Consider the following 23,915-nt stretch of genomic DNA (forward strand, 5'->3'; position numbering starts at 1 on the left):
GCATTACTCACTTGCAAGAGGAGGCGATACACCATGTCTTGCCCATTAAACGAGAAGAGCGGATATATCCGAGAGCAATAAAACCAAAGGCAAAGAAATACCCCAATAAAAAGAAAGCCAGTCAGCTTAACTGACTGGCATTAGCCACTTAGGCTCGTTTTTTATTTTGTCCTTATTTGAGATTACTTGCGCTCTAGCAGTACACCCGCTTCCATATGGTGGGTAAATCGAACCTTTAATCCGTCAAAGTCTATAGAGTTATATTTTTTGAACTTAAAGTCATGATTTTTATTGAATTTTGTAATCGTATTGTCCGGTAAAGTCCAAAGCTGTACAATAGAAACTCGACGTTTGCCGTACCCCACGCCGTACCCAGAGCCGTACCCAGAGCCGTACCCAGAAATGTAGAGGTTTTCCAACGATGACGAAACGAATCAGTACCAATGCAACATTGCAAGCATTGAAGCCACAGGATAAGGAATACTCGATCCCCGATAAGAAGGTCGAAGGATTGAACATTCGAGTTCGTCCAACAGGCACAATGACTTGGATCTTTCGTTTTCAAGTAGGGAAGAAACACGAAAAAATCTCTATGGGTCGATACATTAAGATCAAACCAGAGCGCGGGATGACATTGGATCAGGCGCGAAAGGAAGCGGGTCGTTATCGTAGTTGGTTGGAGAATGGTAAGAACCCAAAGGTTGAGTTGGATATCGAGAAACGAGCGCAAGATGAGGCGAAGACCTTTGACGATGCGTTTATTAGCTTCGATGAAAAACGTCTTTCAAAACAGCTTCGTGGTGACCAGTCGAGGACCATTTACTATCGAGATATCAAGCCGATTCTCGGTAGCATCAAATTGGCTGATTTGAGCATATATGACCTCAACCGGGTCTTTGATGCGAAGGTCGATAAAGACGGTAAGCGTATGGCGGGGGCTATCGGGGTTTGTCATAAAATCATCAATCAAGTGATTAACCATGCCCTAGCACTAAATATGCTTGATACTCATCCTGCACCACAGCTGAAAGCAAAAGATGTTGGCGGCGGCTCTAAAGTGACAAAACGTAATTTAAGCTTTTCAGAGTTAAAGATTCTGTTAACGAGTATGCCGTCATGGCGCACAGATCCCTCTAACATTCGTTTAATGCAGTTCTTACTTGGTTGTGGACAGCGAATTAGTGCTGTACTAGAAATGCGTTGGAGTGAGTTAGATTTTGAAGAGGGAACTTGGCTGTTACCAGCCAGCTCAGAAGAACGACACACTAAAAGCCAAGATGTACGTAAAGTGCCTCTAAGTGACTACTTGCTTGCACTTCTAAAAGACCAGCGTGACAGTGTGCCAAGTAAGTGGAAGTTGGTATGGCCCCAGCTAATGGTCGACAAAGTGCAAGAACCTGCGGCAGTACGGGCATTGATCAAACGTAATCTACCTATCGATTTTGAGCGCTTTTCACCTCACGACTTGCGCCGTACCTTTATCAGTCGTTGTAGTGAAATGGGGTTAGATATCGTAGCGATTGAAAAGACAGTCGGCCACCAGCTCCCAGGTATGCTCAGAGTTTATAACCATCATGATTATATCGATGAGCAATTAAAGGTTCTGGAGGCATGGGGTAACAAGTTGCAATCGCTAATGGAAGCGAACGTCCACCCGTTACCTTCAGCTAAGATGGCCTAGTCTTTGCTCTAAGGTAGGGTAATGAACAAAGTAAGGGGAAGAGCTTGTGCGAAGTGCGTATCATCTGGTTAAGATTTAGCTGATGCGCGCCGAGCCTTTTCTCGAAACTGCTTTTGCTTCCATGCCTTTATCATTTTGTGCATGACATCTGTATGGCTGAGCCATTCTTTGTATTCTGTCTTCTTTTTCTCATCTCTTTCAATTGGGTTTCTGAGTTGGCCTTTGTGAAAGGTAAATAAGGTATCCAAGTTCGCGATGTTGATGTTGTAAGTTTGAGAGGTTGTTAGAGGCGGTGGTAGGTGTGGTAACCACTCTAGTTGAGAGGAAATATAGTTAGAGGTCCAAGTATTTTGTTGCTTGTTCTTTGGGTCGATCCAGGAGTAATCAGGACGAAGATCTGATGCAATATACAACCACTTTTCTTTGAGAGTAAGCATGAGTTCTTCTTTGGAACGAGCTGTGACATTCCATTGATCAAAGAAATCTTTAATGAGCGGTAAAGCCTCTGAGCGATGCATAGGTAGTGGATTTAACTTTAAACTTTTGTAATAGTTTGATCTCTTTGAATCAATATAATAAAGACAGTCATCCAGTCTACGTGCGTACCTCAGCCCTGACTCTCTTCCATCGATCTTTAAGGTTCTAGGCGTTGCTAATCTCAGCATTGACCAAACGAAATAGACAATCCTATCGTCTTTTTTATCTATCCAGTCGAACGATTTTTCAGGTATTAAGCTGTCCAACGCTGCTGTATTTAACCTGTTTACCAAGCCTTTAACATCTAGATCTTTACGCATAAAAACCATCGATATTTTACGTTGTAGCTCTCTCTTGTCCTGACAATCTAACCCCATAATCTTGTCGAAATTTTTAGCAAGATAGCCCCAGTAAAACTTTAAGTACCTTTCATCATTAGCCCTGAAAAGGCCAATTTTAGTAAGTGCTTGTTCGCTTGTTATCATTCTTATTCGTCTCTACTAAGTAGTTTTAATGATTATTTTCCGTATTTTATTTACATTTTAATTGTATTCATAATCAGTTAAAAATCGTAGTTAAAAAGTTCCAGAAATAAAATCGATTTGTAAATTTTCACGGGTTTTGGTGGGCTTATACTGCTATTTCTTAAGCTAATGGTCAATTTTATATAGTTTTGTTGTCAATGAATGAATGCCATTTTTATTCTTGAAAAAGGTATTCATTTGATTTGAGCTGATCTGTACAAACTTGTGACAGTGTGATGATAGTAGTGCAAGCTGCTTATGAATGAAGGCTCTTAACTCAAATGTACATGAGTATGTTGTTTTAGAAGCAGTAAGACAGTATTGGAAAGAATGATTGAACTATGCAGCTTGTCGTTGGGAAAAAGGGTGCGATGAGTTGTGCTTGTGTTGTACTCATTCCTGAGGATGCAAGGGTCATTATCGTGCTCAATGGGTTGTCATTTAACTTGTGAGTGACTTGGATTCGAGCTCGGTGGTCTTGTATCGATGTTTTACAGTTTATCACCCTATCTTTGATGGTTACCTGGCGTTTGTTACCCCTGTTGGGTTGGAACTGTGTATGTGGCGATTCTTGTTTTGTCTGTCTGGTTAGTATTATTAGGTATCTGTTGTAACGTCATCCGACTCTACACACTCAACTTGCACAACTAAAAATAACGGCATCGACCTATCTATGAACCTAAACACAGGAGTAGATAGAAATGAAGGTACGTTCTAGAAAAAACAAAAACCTGAGACTAACCAATAAAAAAACCTTTAGAGGTCATCCCATTCAAACGACTCATGGTGCACTCTGTATTCCGTATCTAGATAGAATTTATGACACTATCGAGCAGGCCCTGGATGCTTACCCGCGTACAATGGCGTTACGAGTTGATCTTCGATTCCCCAAACTTAGAAATGGACAAGAGAAACGCGGAGCAATCACCGATTTTATCCGCTCGCTGCAATCTCAGATTGAATATGATGGTCGAAGAAAAGAAAGACATGGACAACGAGTCCATCCTTGTACCGTGAGGTATGTGTGGGTAAGAGAGTGTTGCTCTTCACTGAATGACCATTACCACTTGTTGCTGCTTTTCAACAAAGATCGTTTTAACTGGTTAGGGAAGGCGAGAAACCAACGAGAGAACTTACTTTCTATGATCATAGATGCTTGGGCGAAAGTGGCAGGGGTGGAGTATGATGAAGCCAATGGTTTGGTTTACGTATCCAAAGATCGCTCAGGGGTTCCAGTAGTTCATCGTCTAGATTCCAACTCAAGGTACTTCAATCAACAGTTTGATGATCTATTTGAGCATGGAAGCTATCTTGCAAAAGAAAAAACCAAGCAATTCGGCAACCACCAACGAAACTTTGGCACAAGCCGGAAGTGACGTTACAGTCAGCTCCTGTGGGATTAACGATATAACCACAGGAACTGGCATGTTAGATTATCACTTCTTTGGTTACAGCCAGGGCTCACCTTAAAAAATACATCGCGAGAAATGCCTATGTCATTCACACACGAAAAGGTATTACTCATGTCAAATAGAACCCACCTCCCAAGCATTACCCTTGATAGAACTTTTGAAGAATACCCGCTGTATTACAGCGACAAAGGACTGTACGAGTCAGCACTGACTTCGATGGTCGATGTCTTTGAACAGGCACTCAGTCAGTTTGAAGTCGCTCTCGCTACACGTTTTGATTTGTATCTGCCTAAAGATCATCAAGATGCGAAGTTTTGCATTCTGAATGATTACTTTGAGATCCTGAAAGAGAAGTTGAACGCCGATTCGTTGCATTACGTGTGGCGTAAGCGAGAGGGTAACCGTTCGCACCATTATCAAGTGATGTTGTTTACTGATTATAAGCAGCAATTTGGTGAGGCCATTTACATGGAGAAGCGCAATGAAATTTTGGGACATCTGAAAACAGCTTGGGGAGAAGCTATTAAAAAGCACTACCAAGGTAATGAGCGCTCGATGGTCCAACTGAATGATCGAGGGAACTATAGCCTGGGTACACGCTGTAAGAGCACTGACACTAACATAAAGAACAGTGTCTTCAAGCGGATGAGCAATCTTGCTGAAGCGTGGAGAGAAACGCGTTACTTCTTTGGCTCTAGTGCAGAGTAGAGCGACTGCATTTTTTTACAGTGGCGGCTTATCTCATGGGTATATACAAAGCAAGGAGACGATTCCCAATGACAATGAGATTTCTACGACTTAAAGACGTGATGTCACTAACAGGGCTAGGCCGCTCCACTATCTATAAATTCATGGCCGATGAAACCGACTTTCCGAAGAGTGTGCCACTCGGTGGACGAGCGGTGGCTTGGGTAGAAAGCGAAATCGAAGAATGGATGGAATCGCGTCTGAGTATGCGAGACAACCAAGCATCCTTTCAGTAACGCAAGCATCAGATAAACTATCAACGGGGCGCTGGCTAAGCAAAGTCATGCGCCTTTTTTCAATTAGAGAGATAAAAAATGAGTTATTCAATTTACGTAGACGGCGCTGCACCAAACAATCAACATGGCTGCTTGCGAGGTTTGTATTGCTGAATATTGCCCCTTTCAAAGAGGCAATATTATCTTAACTATCTATTAGGCAGGATCTTTCAAATATGGTTTATCAGCTATAACAAATGGCTTGAATTCAGTATGGGTAATTCGTGTCTTGTCTAACTTATCTTTTGCCGTCCTTTGAGTGTTGTCTCTTAGGTACTTTCTGTTGTACTCGGACTTTGATTTATCTACTAGACCTAAGTGATAGTCCATTTCATGGTTTTGACTAAAGTTTACGTATTCCCAATCGTTCATTAGAGCAACCTCTTTTTAGTATATGCAACATTGCTAATTTAGAGTGAAGGTTCTAGAAAGGAAGTTCAATACTGTCGTTGAGGTTTTGATAGGCAGGGCGATATTTGTACAGTTTGTGAGGAGTGTATTCATCTCAAGCTGTGACCTTTTCTTTTGTTTGGTAAAAATCCGCAATGAGCTCTATTTTCTTAATGATTAAGTCATTATCAATAGGTCTGGTTCCGGTGGGTGAAAATCACAATGTCTGCAATTGGTAGAGCTAACTTATGGTTATAAATCCTGCAACTCCCACTGGTTAGGTAGAATACGCCCATTGAAAATAGCGGATGGATTTGATTGTGGGTTATCGAGTGGTACGGTTAACCGAACTGATGACATATGAGTTTGGTCAGGTTGAAGGTGATATTGGTCGGCTGGACGAAAGAGCGTTAGGCTCAGCACTTCCTCAGGGGATGAGTTATTCCAGTTTTATGGAGAAACTGAAAAATGGTGAGTTAGCACTATTGACGGATTCACCTTCGAAGCCTGTGATGCTCCGAGATAGTATGAGCAAATCGTGGAGCTTGTCGACTGAAGGGCAAGAGGCGTTATCGCCAGAAGCGAAAAGTGCCTACCTTTCAAGAACGAAAATGTCTGGTGGTGCTGCGGGTAGTTCTGCGCCCACTCAAAGCGCCGCTGGTTATGCGCCTAACATTGAAGAGACCTATGTTCCTGAGCCTGTTAAGCCGGATACCTTAGATGCACCACCAAAACTGAAATATGAGTACTGTTTTGAAGTTGCTTGCTCTGATGAAACGTTTAGAAAAAGCGTAGGCTGCTCGTTTGAACTGGCTAAGACGAAAGAAGAAGTCGTGATAGGTCGCTGGCAGACGGCGGTCACTGAACACGGTACAAAATATACCGCTTATTCTGCCGTTGATGAACCGAAAAGGTTAACGGCTAAAGTAGCAGCTATCCCAATGGGTATCAGTGTGCCTCACAATGTGAAGCTTAAGCCTATAGGCTCAGGTGCAGTTCGAGAGGCATTTATTCCTGTCGTACCCTCTGTGCAGCTAGGAGAGCGTTTAGGGCTACCAACAGAAGGTTACTACTACCATTTCTACAACAACCGTTTAGTTCAAGAGTACAAGTTGCTTGGTGATGGTAAATGGTCGTTCTATGCTACATCTTCTATTCATGAACGATTAAATGATGAGCAGGGCTACAATTGTTATCAAAGTGCTATTTTGGTTTACTGGAAGCTTGCAGGGAAAGAAGTTGAGAACCAACATCTGGTGTACTTAGAAAAGCAAATCACCCGAGATGAACTCGATAACCTCAATGACGATTGGTTAGCTCAGCATGGTATCAAGCTGGATATCAAAGAGCTGCTTGCAGCACCTAAGCAGCCTGTCGCTGAAAGACAGACCACTCTACCTGTTGAGACGGCTAAAGCAGAGAGCAAACCAGAGATGCATACCGTTGCTACAGACTCAGATACTCATCAACGAGAGACGTGGGGAGCGATAGCAGAGCAATATGGTTTGTCAGCCAAACAGCTCCTAGATTTGAATCCTCAGTACAATGCTGACCCAATGTCGTTGAAAGTTGGCGATACGCTCACCGTTCAACAACATGCAGATCTTGATAGCCCAAAAACTGTTAAACGTGATTTACCACCAGTGGAGCCAGAGACATACAATCAAGCTGCAAACTCTCACTATGCTTATAATGGCAATTTTCAGGGAACGTCTGTCAAACCTATCAACAGTGAGACAGTTTTAAATGATGATCTTGTTGTGGCTAACTTGGGTCAAATCTCTCCTCAGGATGTTGATGATGTATATCTTGTCTTCGCCGATAAAAAAATGAGCATTGAAGAGTTTGCTCAAGAAACATATTTATCGACAGATGAAATGATTGTAGAGCATGTAATAAAATCGAACCCTCACCTCAAACGTAGCTTTAGCCAAATTATTGAAGGGATGCCTTTAGTTGTGTCGCCATGGGTAGAAAAACATCCAGATGAGGAATTAGCGATCAAACAAGCTAATGATCTTATGACGGAGTTTTTGAAGCTTTCCAGTGAAGAGAAGAAATGGTTTGCAGAGCATCATGAAACGGCAACTAATGCTTTACTTGTCGCAGCAACATCCGGTTTGGATGTTTATCAAGGTGAGTCTGTTTCAACAGAACTTAGTGATTTTAATTTAAACCACATAGTTGCAGGAGCCGGAGCTGTAGTGGCGGGAGCTCAAGTTCAAGGAGATAAGCTTGGCAACCGGATGAAGTCATTTGCTGAGTATTCGCGTTATATTGCAGAGAAAACAAAAGGACTGTCAGGGCAAGCTCTCTACTCTAACCCTGAGTACAAGGCATGGCGAAAAGAAGCAAGAGCATTTCAAAGTGAGATGAAGTCGATTCTCTCCGAGGTAGGTAAGCCGGGTTACATTAAAAACGTTCAAGCTAAGCGGATTAATGACTACCTTAATGTTGGTAAGCGACAATTGTATCGCGCGAAAGATTTCTCTAAAGCAATATCAGGCATTGAAATGACAACGCTATACAAGCAAGCAATGTCTTTCAGCCGATTTTTGGGTGTTGCCAATGGGTTAGTGATTGGGGCTGGTTTGTATGGTAATGCTGTGGATGTAGCAAAGACATGCAATACTAGCGGTTGGTTTGAAGAGGCATGTAATCGTAGCATGGTGAATAATACAGTTTCAGGGAGCGTAAATATTGGTGGTGGAATAGGTATCGGTCTTGCTTTGGGTCTTATTCCTGTAACAGGGGGAGTCTCTATTCTGTTAATTGCTGGAGGGGCTTTTATGTGGGGGATGTACGGAACTGATGTTTCAAATGAAGCCGGAACATATGTAGAGGAACTTCTCTTTGATTGACGTAATGATTAAGTTGGGTTTTATTCTTTTTTTACCTACATTTTTTCCATGGTTAGCTATATGCGTGTATCTAACAGTAAAGCTTAAACGTAGCAAATACCAAATGATAAAGGCGATATCAGAAACTGCTCCAACTAAGTTTCAAGATAGGTCAAGACTACTCATGGAAAGTAATGCATCATGGGTATTCGCTAGCTCAACTTGCTTCATATGGTTTGCATACATCATGATGAGGTACGGTTGGGTAATACCGAAGGCAGAGATTCAAGAGTGGCGTCAAAGCATCCAATCTATTTATGGTTCTGACTATCCTATATATAGATTGTCGACTTTATTAGCCAATGTGTGGTTAACAGGTCTTCCCGTTTTGTTATTGCTTGCTTTTCGTGGGTAAGCTTTTTAACAGATAACATATACCTTCAAATCAGTGCATTGAGACAAAAAAAGAATGGGGAGCGTGATGGCTCCCCATTGTCGTTTTTACCGTTGCTGGTGGTATTACTTTTCTTTGATTGCTTCACAGCCTTCAGGAACGGCGATGGTCGATACATCCTTGCCTTCCTGTTGCGCCGCTTTCACATCCATTTTGTATTGAGTACATTTGCCTACACTGACGTTAACTGCACCCGAATCCGCGGATGGGTTTCCGCCCAGTGCTCCACCAGCAAATGCGGAAGAGGTTGAGAAAACTAACGCTGTCGCGATGAGTAGAGTTGACTTGTTCATAGTTGATCCTTACGAGTTGATTTAGTGTGTTGCTGAGGGATAGAGAGCTAGAAGTTGTAGACAAAGGTGCCTGCACTGGAGGTGACTTCGATTTCTTTCACGCTGTCTACAGTGCAGTTGTTGCTGTATCCGGTGTAGGTTTGGCCGAACTTCAATAAAACGTTTCTTGATAGCTCTGAGGCTGTTCCTGCGGGTAATCGGCAGTTACCTCGATTAATCACGACATCGCTTACTACGGTGTTGTCGGTGATGGCTTGCAGGTCAAAGACCAATGTTCCCCAGTGAGAATTGGTGGATATTGACACTTCAATATCTGCCGTTGCTGCTTGAGTCTCGGCTTGGTCGCCACAAGCGGTGAGTCCGATAAGCAATACGCTCATAGCGGCGTATCGGAGTAGGGTGTTGATTAATGTCATAACGGTGCTCTCCTTATCGGTGAGTGAAATTCAGGATGCACTGACTCCATCGTGTTCACGCATGAACCGCTCAAGATTGAAATCAGTGGGGTAGGTAAAAGAAAACGTCGATACACTAGCCTCATCAATCAGAGGTACGGCTAGGGTGCGTATCGTGGGTTGACCGGATAATCGAAAAAGCAGCAAGAGCGCGTGACATTGAACCGAGAGTCCCAATGGCTCGATGAGCGCTTTCTCTTGCTGCAAAACTTGACTCGATATCTTGAGCATACGGTTGTTCAGTAATGACGTGTGTACTGCATTCAATACTTGCCGCTGCTCATGACTCCACTCACAAATATTGGGCAGTGCTACATGGATCTTGGCTAACCATGCTTGCTCTTTTGAATGCGCTGAACCCTTGTGGGGTAAGGGTTTGTCTCTCTCTGAGGAGCGACCTTGCCCACAATTCAGTGCATCAGGAACCAGCGGCAGTAAGTACTTGTTGGTCAGTTGCCAATAGAGCATTTCTTGTTTGTTTAGCTTCAGTAATTGCTCTGAGGTTTTCCGATAAACATGGGGCATGCTCATCGAATCACACTCCACGTTAAACACCTCCACAATGACTTCATCGAGGTAGCGTTTAATGCTGCGAGTGGTGCGGTGGATATCGAGTAGGGCTAACTGCTGCTGCAACTCCCTAACGGTAATCCAACGATGTTGAGGAATAAGCATCAGCGTGTGCAGCAAGGCAGATAACCCTTCAATGCTGGTTTTATTGCTCATGACTACGCTCTCAATACATCAAAGCTCCATACCGGAGTCGGACATTTAATGTCGGGAGAATAGAGGTGGGTCAGACACATAATGTCCAACGGTGAAAACAGCATCAATCGGCATCACCAAAGCGTGAGCCGATTAACATTAACGAGGCTTATGCTTATCACTGATCTCGGCAATGGCTGCCAACAACCCAATCAACAGCACCACCAGAAACCCTAAACTGGATAGGGTACCAATGGCACCGAAGAACGGAGAAAAGGAGAACAACGTGATGAGGGCAGTGACAAGCTTGATGATTTGTAGAATAAGGGAAACCATGAGTTATTGCGGAGTGACGGCTACTTCGTTATAAGCGCCTGTATATACATAGGCGAGAAAGTTACATTCCCATAGACGATATAGATCTTTGGCATCACGGCTATACTGCATCGGTAGCCAGCCACGATAGGCGACAAAGAACTGCCCAACTCGAAAATCGAAATCCAGGTTGCGCTCTAACTCTGGATAGTAGTTTCCCATATAAGCAAAGTCGGTGATGTACTCAATGCTCCATTCTTCTGTTGAAGTTTGGCAAATCGCAATCTCAACCGGATGGAAGCCGCCTTCTTGCGCACTGTAACTCTTATCGCGAAAGTTAAACACTAGATAACGGCTGGTGGTCAGTGCTTTATCACTCAGCAAATGAGCGGTGAACTGTTCACTTAGCAGCTTATGCAGTTTCTTCGACACAGGTAGTGTGGATGCTGTGAAGTTTAATTTGGACATAGTGAGTTCTCCTTGTTTCAGGATTCAAATAAGAAATGAGAGATTAGGATTTAGTTGAATGTGCCGACCATTGTCAGTTGCACATCATCAAAGACGTTTCTGGAAAGGTGACGAGCAAAGGCTTTCATCCATACCGCGAGTAGCTCTTGTACCTCTGGGTGGGATAAATCCGTGCTCCCAGCATCGGGTTGATAGCACCAGCGATTAGCAAGGTGAAAGTACAGCTCAGGCTCAACGGTTGTACTGTTGTCATCGGGATAAGAGAAGCTGGCAAAGAAGACCACCAGCCAAGGGCTTGAAGCTGACTCACGTTTAAACTGTACCTCTATCGGGTGCAAACCTTGTCGATGTCGGTAGTAATTCATCTGACGGAAGTTCAATACGAGTCGCTCTGCGTTATCCAAGATGGAGTATCGATTCAAAAGGGCTTCCAGTGACACATGTAAAGCATCATCAATAGAAAGCTCACCATAATGTTGTTCAATCATAACCACCCCCTTTCAGCAAATGAGGTGCAGGTATCGCCTGTCACAATATGGTCAAGGACACGGACATCCACCAACGCGAGCGCGTCTTTGAGCCTTTCGGTTATCCGTCTATCAGCTTGGGAAGGTGTTGAGTCACCGGATGGATGATTATGCGCGAATATCACCGCAGCGGCATTCACTTCTAACACTGCTTTTACCACTTCACGTGGGTAGACGCTGGCCGCATCCACCGTTCCATGAAACAGCTCTTTAAACTCAATCAGTCGGTTTTGGTTATCCAGCAACAACAAGGCAAACACTTCACGCTCATAGCTGCCTAGCTTACAGCGCACATACTCTTTGGTGGCATCGGGGTTGGTTAGGGCATCACCACGCACGTAGCGATTAGCCAGTATCTCAGCCGCATGTTCTAGGATTTCATTTTCCTGATAGCGCTGCTGCTTTTGGTAATCGGAAGTTTTCGGATTCATTTCAGGCTCCTGTCGGAATCAGTGATGGGGTTTCACATTGATGACATATGCCTGAAAAATTTTTGATTGGAGTGTGATAAGTTGAGGACAAAAATTTTATGGGCGTATTCTATTTAATTAAGAATATTTTTATGCACTCTATTGAATTTGAATTAGGTTTGATTTGTTTAAATGTCCTTTTAAATCAGTATGTTGAAGTTGATTTGCATTTGGTTTTACACGGGGCTTCTCTTGACCCTTATTGATTTAGCGCTATGATGTTTCGCCCATCAGGAGATGAAAATGACCAAAGACACAGTTGCTTCCACCCGGAATCGGGATTTTCAACAAGCTAGAGATGCAAAGAAAGATGAGTTTTATACGTCTCTCTATGATATTGAACTAGAACTAGAACATTATAAGAAACATTTCGACGGAAAAATTGTTTACTGTAACTGTGACGACCCCAGAGCGAGCAATTTTTTTCGCTATTTTTCAGTTAATTTTGAGAGACTTGGTTTAAAGAAGCTTATTACTACGTGCTATCGTAGCCAAGATGCTGAACTGTTTGGTTCGGGAGACTCAGACGAAGCTGTTTATCTGGAATATGTAGGGAATAAGAGTAGTAACGGTATTCCTAGTGTAGATAAGATTGGAATAAAGAGGCTTAATGGCGATGGGGACTTTCGTAGTGCCGAATGTGTCGAACTGCTAAAGCAAGCTGATATCGTTGTAACGAACCCGCCATTCTCACTTTTCAAAGAGTATGTTGCTCAGCTAGTTAAGCACAATAAAAAGTTCGTAATTATTGGCAACATGAATGCAGTTACATATACAAGTATTTTCCCCTTAATACAGAACAATCAAATGTGGTATGGGCCTAGTATACGCAGTGGTGATCGAGAGTTCCGTGTTCCAGCCAATTATCCGATTACAGCTTCAGGATTTAGAGTAGACCAAGATGGAAACAAGTATGTTCGAGTCAAGGGGGTTAGATGGTTCACTAATCTTGATTACCCTAGTCGCCATGTAGATCTTGAACTACATAGTGTTTATTCACCCGATGAAAACCCAAAGTATGCAAACTATGATGCAATAGAAGTAGGTAAAACCAAAAATATACCTCGAGATTATGATGGACCGATGGGGGTCCCAATTACGTTTCTTGATAAATTTAATCCTGACCAGTTTGAGATACTAGGCTCCAGTAAAACTCTTAGCTTGCCGATGTCTCAGATTGCAGAAAAAGGCTCTTACCAACAAGGTGGGCCAAGGTTTTACTTGCCTAAAGGCGATGGTACTTTTAAAAGAATGTATGAGCGTATTGTCATTAGGAAAAAAAAGTAGTGACCACGAATAATAAAGTAAGAAAAGGTGTTTATGTCGTTCCGGTACTTGGGTAATAAGACAAAATTGACCGACTGGATCGTTGGTGAAATTGAACGTGTAGTTCCACCAGGAGCATCAATAGCGGATCCAATGTGTGGAACTGCTTCCGTTTCGTTAGCCCTTGCTCAATCTGGCTATTCTGTCATTGCTGCCGATGCTCTAACATTTCCAGTTATTCATGCAAGATCTCGTTTACTGATTAAGCAGTCTCCAGCTTTTAAGGCTCTAGGTGGCTATGAGTGTGCGCTAAATTGGATGCGTTCTGTTAGACCCATAGAAGGTTATTTTTTCCAAGAGTTTGGCGAAGCTGGTCAACCAGCGAATGGGCGAGTGTCACGCCTCTATTTTTCAGCAGAAAATGCCGCACATATTGATGGTGTTCGAAAGGCTATTTGTGATCTTAATGCATCCGGAGACATTACAGAATTGGAGCATAACTTATTGCTCCATCACCTGATCTTAGGTACAAATAAGGTTGCAAACATCAGTGGTACGTATGGATACTTTCTACGTAAGCTCTCACAAACAGCGCTTCGGCCTATTACATTTGAGCCAATTCAATTCGAGTACACGCCAGGGGAGCATACGGTTCTTCAAGGCCCTATTGAAGTTCATGCATCTGAATTGAATGTTGATGCAGTATATTTGGATCCTCCTTATACGAAACGCCAATATGCTGGAAACTATCATATATTAGAGACTCTAGCTCAAGAGGATGAACCAATAGCTGTTGGTGATGGAGGTCTTAGACCGTGGAAAGATCAAGCGTCAGACTTTTGTTATCGACGTAATGCCGGGAAAGCTTTCCGTAAAACGCTTGAGCAACTTAAAGTACCTCATATCTTTATTTCTTATAGTCAAGATGGACAGGTGGATGAAAGTGAACTTCTGTCTATTTTAACTGAATTTGGAAAAGTAACCTTACACGAGCAACCATATAGCCGTTATCGTAGCAATGGCCGTGTAAAAGAAGGAAACGTATTAGAACGTCTTTATCATGTTGAAACCTTTTAATTATGAAAAAAAAACTAAATATTCATCGAATTTGGTGGCGTAATGTGCAGCCTGGAGAATTCTACAATATTGAACGCCACCACCAGATCTCTGGTGGTGGCGGTTCTCTTTATATCGAAGTTCCAGGCTCGATTGTTGACGCTACTCTAGATTTTTTAGGTAAGACAAAAACAGACTCAGACTACAAAATTGAAGCCCGTGTTATTGGTAAATCTAACATTTCCGGTTTGATTGAGTTTCAGTGGAAGTCGAAGAAAAAAGAGCGTTTGCGAATAGCGAATCAGAATCGACAGCAACCCAACACTAAACGTCATCCTGCATGGACCGCCACCAATGGTTTTCCAAGTGCACCAGATGGAATTGGCTGTAAAGAAGACGCGCTACCATTTTTTCCTGAAGGTGGATTAAGAGTCTACATTGCTAAGACTTTTGATGGTGAGTACTACGCTGGTTTTACAAAGGGATATCGACCACCAAGTATGAAACCAAATGACCCTATGTGGGAGCTTTATGGCGATGGAGTCGGTGGAGTAATTGGTGAAGACTGAGGCGAATTATGTCAGATAAACTTAATAGCATTCTAATGTCCTGGAAAGGATGTCGGAATGTACTACTATTTGGTCCACCCGCCACGGGTAAAACAAGGTTGATTAGTGAGTTGTTTCAGGCTCTAGATAATCCACCAGAAAGCCAACGTGGTATAGTTCTTGACCCGAACAATATAGAAATACCATTTAGCCGGCCTGAGCAAGAAATAACTATTCCACAACCAACAAAAGTTGTTTGGACAACATTCCATCAGTCTTATGGTTACGAAGATTTCGTGTTGGGATTAAGGCCTGAAATTAGCTCAGAAGGGACTAAGCTTCAACCGTGGGCTGGCGTATTTCTTGATGCAGCGTTGGAATTAGCTGACCCAGAGTCACAGTATAAATCAGTCGTTATATTTATCGATGAGATCAATAGAGGGAACGCAGCCCGAATATTCGGTGAATTTATGACTTTTCTGGATTTTGATTATCGAGAACAGGGTCGTGTTACGCTTCCTTTACCTTTGCGGCAACTCAAATACCAAGATGGTTTCAGCGAAAAAATTTGCCGTGCGGGTGGGAAGGAAGCTCAGATTCCGGAAGGTTTCTCATTTCCTAAGGATATTTACATTGTTGCGACAATGAATAGTGTAGATCGAGCGGCAGTGCCTATCGATAGTGCACTTGGGCGCAGGTTTGACAGAATTGAGATGCGCCCAGATCTCAATGTACTTGCTCAGCACTGGGGGCTGGATGTAGAAGCAATTCCTGAGCCAACAGAAGAAAATTGGGCTACTTTAAATCCATTCGTTACAGCTTACTTACTCCTTGATAGGATCAACGTTTCTATAGCGTCTGATCTTGGTTCCGAATTTGAACTTGGCCACGGCCTTCTTACTTCAGTTGCAGCTAATCGAACGATAGCAGAATCTACACAACCTGTTGATGATCGTGATGCTTGGCATATCCTTGCCAAAGTCTGGGATGACATCTTATATCCTCAGTTGGAAGATAGGTACTCAGGTAGGCCTGAGCAACTGATAGAACTATTACGTGCTGATACTCCTCCTTCTATAGGGGAATATGCATGGAAGCTAAGGACTGCGAAAGGCAATTTAACGCCAGCAAGGACTCTTGCTCCAGTTCGACTTAGTGAGCTAGAGATTAGCGTTATAGAGAGGTCTTTTCGGTGGCTAACGCGTTGACGTCATATCACCGTATCAAACTTCAAGAATACGGTGAACCAACAATTCAACGAACTGAATGTATAAATTTAAATGCTCTAGCTGAAGCAAATAAGCGTTGGAAACGAAACCTTGGCCTTTCATGTGACCCAATCAGAGTGGAAGAGATCGGCGATGGGTTAGTAAAAATGCGGGCTGAGGCTGTCACAGGAGTTATTCGAATTGGTAATACAGATATAGAAATAGCGCCTAAATTTCTAAGTTTTGAGGGTGGAAATTGGCAAGCTGTATTATGGCAGATTCTCCTTGTTGTTGAAGGAGGTTACGTAGATGACAAACTTACAACAGCACATTATCAAGCCTCATTGTCAATTTCTGATCTACTAGCTGAAATGTTTCTTGCTTCATATTCTAAAGGAGCTGTCCGCGGCTTACCTCGAAGTTATTCATCAGAGCACAGTGAGGGTGTAGTTCTTAGAGGACAGCTTGATACATCGCGTTTGGGAGAATGGATAGCAAGGCCTTGGCGTTTGCCTTACATCGCAGATACCCTCAATGAAGATACGAATCTAGCGCGCTTGTTACGTTGGTCTGCAAATTGTTTAGCAACAACTGTAAAATCTCCGAGTCGTGCTCGAGCATTACGTGAAATTGCAGCTAATTTATCCCATGTTGGTAAACGTCCCCCTCATCTTTTTGATGCGATGGAGATATCTTTAGGTCCGCAACATCAAGGGTTGGATCCAGCTCGGATAGTAGGTGTATTACTACTTGAGGGCTCTGGAGTCGATCATGCGGTGGGAGAGTATTCTCTGTCTGGTTTTTTATGGAATTCAGATACAATTTATGAGAATTACATTTTTTGGTTATGTCGTCGTGCGGCAAGCTTATGTGGTCATCGAGTTAGTAAGGAAGACGTAAAATTTGGCGAAGTATTCCAGGGGAAAGGAAGCAGGCTAACTACGACACCAGATGTGGTATTTCATGATAGCAATGGAGCACCATTTGCTGTAACTGATGCCAAATATAAGCGGTTAGGAACTCGTCCCAAGGCGTCAGATACTTATCAGGTATTAACAGCAGGACATGTTTTAGGTTGCCAACGAGTTTCTCTAACGTATCCAGTGTCTACGAATCGTGAGCCAACAATATGGAGAGTACCTTCTGCTTTGGGGGCTCGTGATATGGAATTGACAGCACTACCTATCAATTTGATGAAGTTAACTATGCCTGGAGGACAGCATGTGTTGATTGATTCTATTAGAAAATGGTTAGATCGGGACATATTCTTTACAGATTAAACAATATGTGATGTGGAAATAGTAAAGCCCAGTTCCTCCTTAAAACGTCACCAAACTGAAAAAAAGATGGAATGGGCGCAGACATTGTCTTTTAAACAAAGTGTGTTTTCAAGTTTAAGGTCAAAAACAATTCACACATAATCTGAAAATAGGGTTAGCTTTGCTGAAATTTGGGTAGAGTGTAAAGGTGTAGATGAGACAACTACACTCGGCAAGTCGCAGTCCAAGCTCAATCGTAGACTTCAATTTCTATCGAATTCCTGACAATACAATACGCAATCTTATTGCAATGCTCCCACTTACCCAAGTAACGTATTTTTTTAAAAGCGCTTTATTGCGTACTTCAAGGTAGCCGTATTTATGATTACACCTTCTTCAAAGACGTTTGGAGCTATTGTTTTAGCCCCAAACATTCCAGAGAGTGTAGTCGGCTTAAATATCCCCGTACCCCAAGCCGTACCCAGATTGATTTTTATTGAGTTCACAATCCATTAAATCCCTTATTTAATGCGCTCCAGCAGCACTCCCGCTTCCATGTGGTGGGTAAATGGGAACTGGTCGAACAGGGCGAAACGAGTCACTTTGTGTGTTTCACAAAGGACATCCAGATTTTCTTTCAGTGTTTCTGGGTTACATGAGATATACATGATGCGCTCGTAACCTTGCACCATCTTACATGTGTCGATGTCCATACCTGCACGTGGTGGATCAACAAAAATGGTATTGCAGTTGTAGCTGTTTAGGTCGACGCCCGCATCTTTTAAACGGCGGAACTCACGTTTTCCTTCGATTGCTTGAGTAAACTCTTCAGCAGACAGGCGTAAGATCTGCACGTTACCGATATTATTGGCCTTAATGTTGTACTGAGCAGATTCTACGGAAGGCTTTGCAAGCTCAGTTGCCAAAACGCGATCGAAGTTTTGCGCGAGTGCTAGTGAAAAGTTACCGTTACCACAGTAAAGCTCAAGTAGATCGCCACTACTCTCTTGGGTGCAGTCAACCGCCCACTCTAACATCTTCTCCGCGACCTTACCGTTAGGTTGGGTAAAGCTGTTTTCAACTTGCTGGTAAACGTATGGTTTGCCATTGACATCGAGCTTCTCAATGACATAGTCACGATCAAGAACAATCTTCATCTTGCGTGCGCGACCAATGATGTTGAGATTAAACCCTTCATCATTGAGACGTTGCTTGAGGGCTTTTGCATGTTTCGTCCACTCTTCATCTAATTGACGATGGTAAAGTAGTGACACCAAAACTTCACCACTCAGTGTCGATAAGAAGTCAACTTGGAACAACTTACGGCGCAGAGATTCATTATCTTTCATCGCTTCGACGAGAAGAGGCATCAAGTCGTTGATCAGGCGGCTAGCGGCTGGGAATTGATCGACGCGGTACTTCTCTCGAGTCTCTTGGTTGAACATGATGTAGTAGAGGTCTTCACCTTCATGCCAAACACGAAATTCTGCACGCATACGGTAGTGTTGTTCTGGTGATTCGAATACTTCCAACTCAGGTACATTGTAAGAAGCGAACATCTCATTGAGACGGTCAACCTTCTCAGCCAGTTGTTCTTGGTAGCGTTGCGGATTTACATCAAGAGTCGCCATGGGTATTACCTTTGGTTTTGTACCTGTGAATGGTGCATTTAATTCAAGAGCGCAGATTTTATTCAATCTCAGCAGTATGTCCAGTACTGTCCCCTCAATGTCTTAAAGATAGCGTGTAAAGTGGTAATGAGTGAGTAGATGAAAGCGGCCAATTTCATCTGAATGAAGAATATAGACTGGACAAATAATCAATTGCTGAATAACATCGACGCCAAGCTGGTGCTGTCTAGATGTATAGATGGCTGAAAAGGGAATCTGGTGTAAATCCAGAACTGACGCGCAGCGGTAAAAGAGAACGAAAGCTCAAATAGACACTGTATATAGATTTATGCGGGAAGTAGAGCCAGTAGGAGGCAAATGCCAAGCTCTTGAGTCCGAAGACCTGCCAGCAGCTGAGCAAAACACTGGAAGCAATAGGCTCCATGCTCAGTAGGACTGACGCGATTTAGGATTATAAAAATGAACCGATCTATTCTAGCGATGGCAGTGGCATCGCTACTTTCACACACCTCTTATTCTTACGCTCAAGAAGTTTCAACTGATGAGACTATGGTGGTTCTTGCCAAAAGTGATTTCAACCGTTCTATTGAAGACATCCCGGCTAACGTAACCGTAATTACTTCTGATGATATTGCAGCTAGCGGTGCTAAGAGTTTAGATTCACTGCTAAGAGCTCGTGCAGGTATTCAGATTTCTGACACAAACAGTGGACCAGCATTTGCTATCCGAGGTTTTACTGGTGGACAAGCGGCTAACAACACTCTGATCTTGGTCGATGGACGTCGTCTAAACAAACAAGATCTTTCTGCTCCCCAAGTCAGCTCAATTCTGGTTTCGCAGATTGAACGCGTTGAAGTTCTATCTGGTAGTGCTGGTGTTTTATATGGTGACCAAGCTGTAGGTGGTGTTATCAACATTATTACTAAGGGTGGTAACCAAGACGGTGGCAACGTATCAGTAAGCGTTGGCAGCTTTGACTCGGTCGCTGGTAGTGTTGACGTATCTAAGCAGTTAAATGAGCGTTGGAACTTATTCCTCAGCGCAAGTCAGGATAACAGTGATAACTATCGTGAGCATAACAAGCGAGAGACGGGTGTATTACTTGGTCGACTGAACTATGACCAAGACCAGACTGAGTTTTTCGCAGAAGCAAGCTATTACGACAACAACCGTCAATATGCTGGTTCGTTAACTGAAGAACAATACGAGCAAGATCCAACTCAGGCTGGTTCGTCAAACCCGACTGATTACTCTCATGAAATCACTAAAGCACTTCGTGCGGGTTATAAACGTAATCTAAGTGACGCATGGATCCTTGGTACAGATGTCATTTACGATAACACTTCAGGATCTGGCTTGGCTTGGGGAAGCTCTACAGCAAGTAAAAGTAAGCAGTTGTTTGGTTCGGTAAACGTAGAAAACCAATTCTCTACACAATCTGGTCAAGGTAATGTACTACTTGGTCTTGAAGGTGCAGATCGTGATCACTCATACAAGTCATCATCAACTGACAGAGCGAATGAGCAAAACAGCTACAGCGTGTTCGGCCAGCTAAACTATCCTTTAATCACGGATCTAACGTTGACAACGGGTGCTCGATACAGCTCTGTAGAAGATAAGCTCTACGATGGAGCAATTTACCCTAACACTGAGAAGCTATCTGAATCCCAGGATGCTTATGAGCTTGGTCTGAACTACAAGATTACTCCGTCTCAGCGAGTGTACGTTCGCGGGGAAACTAACTTCAGGTTTGCTAAGATAGACGAGCAAGCATATACCTCACCAGGTGTTTTAGGCCTGAAGCCGCAAACAGGTAAATCCTTGGAAGCAGGCTGGGGTCTTTATGAAGCTGATTACAGCGTTAAAGTCGATGTATTTAATCTCCAGCTAGAAGATGAAATTGTTTTTGATAGCAGTGCACCGACTCCGGTTGGTGGATTCTTTTCTGGAGCGAATGTTAACGCTGACGAATCTGAACGAAACGGTATCAGTGTTAGCGGTGACTTGTACGTGCATGAAAACCTTCAGCTAGGCTTGGAATACAACCTGATTGATGCTGAGTTCTCAAGCGGTGATAACAAGGGTAAAAAACTACCTTGGGTCGCACGTAATACTGGCCGAGCGTTTGCGACATACGATATCAGTTACGAGTGGCAAGTTTTTGTCGAAGGTGTTTACACAGGCACTCGTTATAAAGATGGTGATACATCAAATAGCTTAGATAAGCTGCCTGCATATTGGTTAGGTAACCTGGCGGTAAGTTACATTCAAAATGAATGGTCAGCGACACTTCGTGTTGATAATGCATTCGATGAAAAATATGCAGCAAATGCGAACAACTGGGGAGCGTATTACCCAGGCGATGGTCGTAAAGTTATGCTAACTGGCTCTTACCAGTTTTAATATCTCAAACCGCCTTCGGGCGGTTTTTTCTTATAGATAGATAATCACTATGCAAAAGAACGTCATTATTAGCTGGTCAAGTGGCAAAGACTCGACACTGACCCTTGAAAGATTGATGGACAACGAACAGTACAATGTCGTTGGACTTTATACCACCTATGTCAAAGACGAAGTCCCCTTTCAGGCAACGCCCCTTTATGTCCTAGATATGCAAGCCGAACTGTTGGACCTACCTCTAATTAAAATCGAACTACCCGAATCATTTCCACCAAACGAGATCTATCAAGACACCATTATCAGAGGCTTAAAACAGAGTAACCTCTCAATAGATGCAGTCGCCTTTGGCGATATGTTCTGTAATGGCATCGAAGCTTATCGTCGTAGTTATATAGAACCAGCCGGTTGGGAGTGTGTATTTCCTTTATTGGGTCAGAGTAGTAGAGATCTTGCTGATGAAATCATTGCAAGAGAGATTCAAACATTGGTCGTTACGACAGATAGTTCCCGACTCGCAAGCCAGTATTGTGGCAAATGGTACAGCGAAGCGTTTATACGCAGTTTGCCCGACGGTGTAGATCCTTGTGGTGAAGATGGTGAATTTCACACCTTGGTTACTGATACCCGAAGCTACTCGGGCAGAATTGATATTGAAACTACATATATAGAAGAGGGGGAGCGTTTCTGTTATCAGCGTTACACCGCGAAGAGATTGCCAAATACCTAGCAGAGAGTATTATTGCCAAGTCCAAATGAAGTGAGTTAATCAAGTGAACCATCAAACAGCGAAAATACTGATCTTTGATTCTGGCGTAGGCGGCTTATCTGTATATAAAGAAATACAGGCTCAACTTCCTCAACTTGATTACCTCTATATATTTGATAACGAAGCATACCCATATGGTGAACTTGACCACAATACACTGATTGCCCGCGTTGATATCATCGTCTCTTCCTTGGTTGCAGAGCATCAAATCGATTTAGTGGTCATTGCGTGCAATACGGCCAGCACGATCGTTTTACCAACGCTAAGAGCCAAATTATCGATTCCTGTTGTCGGCGTCGTTCCAGCAATCAAACCCGCATCCAACCTTGCCAATAAAGCGGTGGGTCTTATTGCGACTCCCGCAACTATTACACGCGAATACACCCATGACCTCATTCGAGACTTTTCGCAAAGCAAACCAGTGGAATTACTAGGTTCAACTCGGCTGGTGGATATCGCAGAAGAAAAACTACGAGGCAAAAGCGTTGATCTCGGTGAGTTAAAAGAAATACTCTCACCGATGGCGAGTAAGATCGACGTTGCGGTACTGGGCTGCACACATTTCCCACTGATCAGAGAAGAAATACAGGCGGTGTTAACAGACCATGTATTACTGGTTGATTCAGGAGAAGCGATTGCGAGAAGGGTGAAAGACTTATTGGTCTTTGAAGCGAATAGCGAAAAGAAAGGAAAGAGAGAAATCTATTCAAGTGCTCCCCCTTGGGAAGAAGGAGCCTTGAATCAGGCATTATACTTAATGGGCTTTAGTCCAGTTCAGTACTATCCGATTGAGATTTAGGGCCATTAGCAACACGTACTTTTAGAGTTCGTTGCATATAGTCCTTCTCATTAAGTGCATCTATAGCGGGCTGTGCATCTGTCGCAGCCATTACGACAAAGCCAAACCCTCTTCTTTTACCGGTACGTTTATCCTTCATTAGACGAACCGCAAAAACTTCACCATGCTTGGCGAACAGGTCCTTTACATGGGATTCATTTGCCTTATATGGCAAGTTCCCGACATAGAGTGTTTTAGTTGAAGGGTCATTCAATTGATCTTGTTCGATGTTGGTGTTCGAAAGTTTAAGAATAAAAGCGGAAGCAAAAACACCTAGAACAAAGCTCAAAGCAGGGGGAATGGCTACCTGCGAAAAGATGATCCCACCCAAAACAGCTAAGGCGACAATCATTAAGGTCGATTTTTTTGAACTCATATTGGAATACAACTTTTAGGTTTGAGAAAAATTAGGTCTACCGTTAACAAAATAGACACAGGGATCTTACGTATATGGTTGTAGTTTTTCCAACCTATTGATGTGACCTGACTCAAATGTTGAAATTTTATTCTATTTTCAGCGGTTTGATTTCTTTTTGACCAAACGGAAATTAATTTCAAAAAAACACTTGTCATCCTCTCAGAGCTCCCTATAATGCCGCTCCATCGACACGGAATGAGACGAAAGTCACGCGCCGAGTTGGAAAGAGAAAAAAGAAGTTAAAAAAACTCTTGACTCTAAAAATGGGAGGCGTAAGATACGCACCCCTAGCAGTGAGGCGATAAGCGCAACGCTGGCTAGAAAAAGCTCTTTAAAAATATAGACCTATCAATCTGTGTGGGCACTCGTTGATGATAATCCAATTAGAAATTTCTCTAAATAAAGAGGGGTTTCAAATTAGGTTTCAATGAAACGAAGTGACCAAACGAGACTTCTTTTGGAAACATTAGAGGACTTGGCACAGTCAATTCA

The 23,915-nt window shown here is 43.0% G+C and carries 24 protein-coding genes and 1 riboswitch; of the genes, 13 read left to right on the top strand and 11 right to left on the bottom strand.

Translation table 11 applies throughout. The annotated features are described in order from the left end of the window. Window positions 1-421 precede the first annotated feature (421 nt). Window positions 422-1,681, top strand: coding sequence for a tyrosine-type recombinase/integrase (locus QTN95_RS16550; protein ID WP_331418223.1), 1,260 nt, complete (start codon window positions 422-424; stop codon window positions 1,679-1,681). 68 nt (window positions 1,682-1,749) lie between these two features. Here the strand turns inward: QTN95_RS16550 and QTN95_RS16555 are convergent, their stop codons facing one another. Next, window positions 1,750-2,643 carry a hypothetical protein gene (locus tag QTN95_RS16555; RefSeq protein WP_331418224.1) on the bottom strand — a complete coding sequence of 298 codons (894 nt, stop codon included), beginning with the start codon at window positions 2,641-2,643 and terminating at the stop codon, window positions 1,750-1,752. A 740-nt stretch (window positions 2,644-3,383) separates the two neighbouring features. On the opposite strand from QTN95_RS16555, the gene QTN95_RS16560 reads away from it, so the two are divergent. The 3 genes from QTN95_RS16560 to QTN95_RS16570 all read left to right on the top strand — a co-directional run bounded on the left by QTN95_RS16560 (window position 3,384) and on the right by QTN95_RS16570 (window position 5,077). Continuing rightward, on the top strand, window positions 3,384-4,058 hold the full coding sequence (locus tag QTN95_RS16560; RefSeq protein ID WP_331418225.1) for an inovirus Gp2 family protein: 675 nt from the start codon (window positions 3,384-3,386) through the stop codon (window positions 4,056-4,058). 147 nt (window positions 4,059-4,205) lie between these two features. After that, window positions 4,206-4,802, top strand: a complete 597-nt coding sequence (locus QTN95_RS16565; RefSeq protein ID WP_331418227.1) for a YagK/YfjJ domain-containing protein — start codon at window positions 4,206-4,208, stop codon at window positions 4,800-4,802. Between the two features lie 74 nt (window positions 4,803-4,876). Further along, window positions 4,877-5,077 (top strand): AlpA family transcriptional regulator, encoded by a 201-nt coding sequence (locus QTN95_RS16570; protein ID WP_029857141.1) that lies wholly within the window; start codon window positions 4,877-4,879, stop codon window positions 5,075-5,077. Between the two features lie 195 nt (window positions 5,078-5,272). Here the strand turns inward: QTN95_RS16570 and QTN95_RS16575 are convergent, their stop codons facing one another. Next, the gene (locus QTN95_RS16575) at window positions 5,273-5,488 is read right to left on the bottom strand and encodes a hypothetical protein (protein WP_331418228.1); all 216 of its coding nucleotides are present in this window, start codon (window positions 5,486-5,488) and stop codon (window positions 5,273-5,275) included. Between the two features lie 326 nt (window positions 5,489-5,814). Here QTN95_RS16575 and QTN95_RS16580 point away from each other — a divergent pair, with 326 nt between their 5' ends. Further along, on the top strand, window positions 5,815-8,367 hold the full coding sequence (locus tag QTN95_RS16580; RefSeq protein WP_331418229.1) for a LysM peptidoglycan-binding domain-containing protein: 2,553 nt from the start codon (window positions 5,815-5,817) through the stop codon (window positions 8,365-8,367). Window positions 8,368-8,865: 498 nt separating this feature from the next. Here the strand turns inward: QTN95_RS16580 and QTN95_RS16585 are convergent, their stop codons facing one another. The 7 genes from QTN95_RS16585 to radC form a co-directional block, all read right to left on the bottom strand. Further along, on the bottom strand, window positions 8,866-9,093 hold the full coding sequence (locus QTN95_RS16585) for a hypothetical protein (protein ID WP_331418230.1): 228 nt from the start codon (window positions 9,091-9,093) through the stop codon (window positions 8,866-8,868). Window positions 9,094-9,140: 47 nt separating this feature from the next. After that, complete coding sequence (locus tag QTN95_RS16590; protein WP_331418231.1) at window positions 9,141-9,509, bottom strand: hypothetical protein; 369 nt, start codon at window positions 9,507-9,509, stop codon at window positions 9,141-9,143. 30 nt (window positions 9,510-9,539) lie between these two features. Beyond that, a complete protein-coding gene (locus QTN95_RS16595) occupies window positions 9,540-10,274 on the bottom strand; it encodes a transcriptional regulator (protein WP_331418233.1) in 735 nt (244 codons plus the stop codon). 138 nt (window positions 10,275-10,412) lie between these two features. Beyond that, window positions 10,413-10,589, bottom strand: a complete 177-nt coding sequence (locus tag QTN95_RS16600) for a hypothetical protein (RefSeq protein ID WP_331418234.1) — start codon at window positions 10,587-10,589, stop codon at window positions 10,413-10,415. 3 nt (window positions 10,590-10,592) lie between these two features. After that, the gene (locus tag QTN95_RS16605; protein ID WP_331418235.1) at window positions 10,593-11,036 is read right to left on the bottom strand and encodes a DUF2787 domain-containing protein; all 444 of its coding nucleotides are present in this window, start codon (window positions 11,034-11,036) and stop codon (window positions 10,593-10,595) included. A gap of 50 nt (window positions 11,037-11,086) precedes the next feature. Continuing rightward, a complete protein-coding gene (locus QTN95_RS16610; protein WP_331418236.1) occupies window positions 11,087-11,524 on the bottom strand; it encodes a DUF2787 domain-containing protein in 438 nt (145 codons plus the stop codon). Continuing rightward, a complete protein-coding gene (radC, locus tag QTN95_RS16615) occupies window positions 11,521-11,994 on the bottom strand; it encodes a RadC family protein (protein ID WP_331418237.1) in 474 nt (157 codons plus the stop codon). Before radC ends, QTN95_RS16610 begins: the two co-directional genes overlap by 4 nt. Window positions 11,995-12,276: 282 nt before the next feature. On the opposite strand from radC, the gene QTN95_RS16620 reads away from it, so the two are divergent. The 5 genes from QTN95_RS16620 to QTN95_RS16640 are packed head-to-tail and all read left to right on the top strand — an operon-like array spanning window position 12,277 to window position 17,391. After that, window positions 12,277-13,320 (top strand): adenine-specific methyltransferase EcoRI family protein, encoded by a 1,044-nt coding sequence (locus tag QTN95_RS16620; RefSeq protein WP_331418238.1) that lies wholly within the window; start codon window positions 12,277-12,279, stop codon window positions 13,318-13,320. Between the two features lie 33 nt (window positions 13,321-13,353). Then, window positions 13,354-14,376, top strand: a complete 1,023-nt coding sequence (locus QTN95_RS16625) for a DNA adenine methylase (RefSeq protein ID WP_171402562.1) — start codon at window positions 13,354-13,356, stop codon at window positions 14,374-14,376. 2 nt (window positions 14,377-14,378) lie between these two features. Beyond that, entirely contained in the window at window positions 14,379-14,924 is a 546-nt protein-coding gene (locus tag QTN95_RS16630) for a hypothetical protein (RefSeq protein WP_171402561.1), read from the top strand. Window positions 14,925-14,932: 8 nt separating this feature from the next. Beyond that, window positions 14,933-16,111 (top strand): AAA family ATPase, encoded by a 1,179-nt coding sequence (locus tag QTN95_RS16635; protein ID WP_171402560.1) that lies wholly within the window; start codon window positions 14,933-14,935, stop codon window positions 16,109-16,111. Further along, entirely contained in the window at window positions 16,096-17,391 is a 1,296-nt protein-coding gene (locus tag QTN95_RS16640) for a 5-methylcytosine restriction system specificity protein McrC (protein WP_171402559.1), read from the top strand. The genes QTN95_RS16635 and QTN95_RS16640 overlap by 16 nt, the downstream gene beginning before the upstream one ends. A gap of 500 nt (window positions 17,392-17,891) precedes the next feature. Here the strand turns inward: QTN95_RS16640 and trmA are convergent, their stop codons facing one another. After that, window positions 17,892-19,001: a tRNA (uridine(54)-C5)-methyltransferase TrmA gene (gene trmA / locus QTN95_RS16645; RefSeq protein WP_331418240.1), complete on the bottom strand. Its 1,110-nt coding sequence runs from the start codon at window positions 18,999-19,001 to the stop codon at window positions 17,892-17,894. A gap of 200 nt (window positions 19,002-19,201) precedes the next feature. Next, a riboswitch (cobalamin riboswitch) is annotated at window positions 19,202-19,405 on the top strand. Window positions 19,406-19,460: 55 nt separating this feature from the next. Between trmA and QTN95_RS16650 the strand changes: the two genes are divergently transcribed. From QTN95_RS16650 to murI, 3 genes are read left to right on the top strand one after another with little or no spacing between them, the layout of a single operon-like run. Beyond that, on the top strand, window positions 19,461-21,404 hold the full coding sequence (locus QTN95_RS16650; protein WP_331418241.1) for a TonB-dependent receptor: 1,944 nt from the start codon (window positions 19,461-19,463) through the stop codon (window positions 21,402-21,404). 49 nt (window positions 21,405-21,453) lie between these two features. Continuing rightward, window positions 21,454-22,128 (top strand): ATPase, encoded by a 675-nt coding sequence (locus tag QTN95_RS16655; RefSeq protein WP_331418242.1) that lies wholly within the window; start codon window positions 21,454-21,456, stop codon window positions 22,126-22,128. Window positions 22,129-22,171: 43 nt separating this feature from the next. Then, the gene (murI, locus tag QTN95_RS16660; RefSeq protein WP_331418243.1) at window positions 22,172-22,966 is read left to right on the top strand and encodes a glutamate racemase; all 795 of its coding nucleotides are present in this window, start codon (window positions 22,172-22,174) and stop codon (window positions 22,964-22,966) included. Here murI and QTN95_RS16665 read toward each other — a convergent pair. Further along, a complete protein-coding gene (locus QTN95_RS16665; RefSeq protein WP_331418244.1) occupies window positions 22,932-23,381 on the bottom strand; it encodes an RNA recognition motif domain-containing protein in 450 nt (149 codons plus the stop codon). The genes murI and QTN95_RS16665 overlap by 35 nt on opposite strands. Window positions 23,382-23,915 lie beyond the last annotated feature (534 nt).

The sequence above is a fragment of the Vibrio sp. M260112 genome (assembly GCF_036533775.1).
Taxonomy (GTDB): Bacteria; Pseudomonadota; Gammaproteobacteria; order Enterobacterales; family Vibrionaceae; genus Vibrio.

Excerpts from the sequence above, each read along its gene's own strand:
- QTN95_RS16550 (WP_331418223.1), top strand. The coding sequence starts at position 422 with ATGACGAAACGAATCAGTACCAATGCAACATTGCAAGCATTGAAGCCA.
- QTN95_RS16555 (WP_331418224.1), bottom strand. The coding sequence starts at position 2,643 with ATGATAACAAGCGAACAAGCACTTACTAAAATTGGCCTTTTCAGGGCT.
- QTN95_RS16560 (WP_331418225.1), top strand. The coding sequence starts at position 3,384 with ATGAAGGTACGTTCTAGAAAAAACAAAAACCTGAGACTAACCAATAAA.
- QTN95_RS16565 (WP_331418227.1), top strand. The coding sequence starts at position 4,206 with ATGTCAAATAGAACCCACCTCCCAAGCATTACCCTTGATAGAACTTTT.
- QTN95_RS16570 (WP_029857141.1), top strand. The coding sequence starts at position 4,877 with ATGAGATTTCTACGACTTAAAGACGTGATGTCACTAACAGGGCTAGGC.
- QTN95_RS16575 (WP_331418228.1), bottom strand. The coding sequence starts at position 5,488 with ATGAACGATTGGGAATACGTAAACTTTAGTCAAAACCATGAAATGGAC.
- QTN95_RS16580 (WP_331418229.1), top strand. The coding sequence starts at position 5,815 with ATGGATTTGATTGTGGGTTATCGAGTGGTACGGTTAACCGAACTGATG.
- QTN95_RS16585 (WP_331418230.1), bottom strand. The coding sequence starts at position 9,093 with ATGAACAAGTCAACTCTACTCATCGCGACAGCGTTAGTTTTCTCAACC.
- QTN95_RS16590 (WP_331418231.1), bottom strand. The coding sequence starts at position 9,509 with ATGACATTAATCAACACCCTACTCCGATACGCCGCTATGAGCGTATTG.
- QTN95_RS16595 (WP_331418233.1), bottom strand. The coding sequence starts at position 10,274 with ATGAGCAATAAAACCAGCATTGAAGGGTTATCTGCCTTGCTGCACACG.
- QTN95_RS16600 (WP_331418234.1), bottom strand. The coding sequence starts at position 10,589 with ATGGTTTCCCTTATTCTACAAATCATCAAGCTTGTCACTGCCCTCATC.
- QTN95_RS16605 (WP_331418235.1), bottom strand. The coding sequence starts at position 11,036 with ATGTCCAAATTAAACTTCACAGCATCCACACTACCTGTGTCGAAGAAA.
- QTN95_RS16610 (WP_331418236.1), bottom strand. The coding sequence starts at position 11,524 with ATGATTGAACAACATTATGGTGAGCTTTCTATTGATGATGCTTTACAT.
- radC (WP_331418237.1), bottom strand. The coding sequence starts at position 11,994 with ATGAATCCGAAAACTTCCGATTACCAAAAGCAGCAGCGCTATCAGGAA.
- QTN95_RS16620 (WP_331418238.1), top strand. The coding sequence starts at position 12,277 with ATGACCAAAGACACAGTTGCTTCCACCCGGAATCGGGATTTTCAACAA.
- QTN95_RS16625 (WP_171402562.1), top strand. The coding sequence starts at position 13,354 with ATGTCGTTCCGGTACTTGGGTAATAAGACAAAATTGACCGACTGGATC.
- QTN95_RS16630 (WP_171402561.1), top strand. The coding sequence starts at position 14,379 with ATGAAAAAAAAACTAAATATTCATCGAATTTGGTGGCGTAATGTGCAG.
- QTN95_RS16635 (WP_171402560.1), top strand. The coding sequence starts at position 14,933 with ATGTCAGATAAACTTAATAGCATTCTAATGTCCTGGAAAGGATGTCGG.
- trmA (WP_331418240.1), bottom strand. The coding sequence starts at position 19,001 with ATGGCGACTCTTGATGTAAATCCGCAACGCTACCAAGAACAACTGGCT.
- QTN95_RS16650 (WP_331418241.1), top strand. The coding sequence starts at position 19,461 with ATGAACCGATCTATTCTAGCGATGGCAGTGGCATCGCTACTTTCACAC.
- QTN95_RS16655 (WP_331418242.1), top strand. The coding sequence starts at position 21,454 with ATGCAAAAGAACGTCATTATTAGCTGGTCAAGTGGCAAAGACTCGACA.
- QTN95_RS16665 (WP_331418244.1), bottom strand. The coding sequence starts at position 23,381 with ATGAGTTCAAAAAAATCGACCTTAATGATTGTCGCCTTAGCTGTTTTG.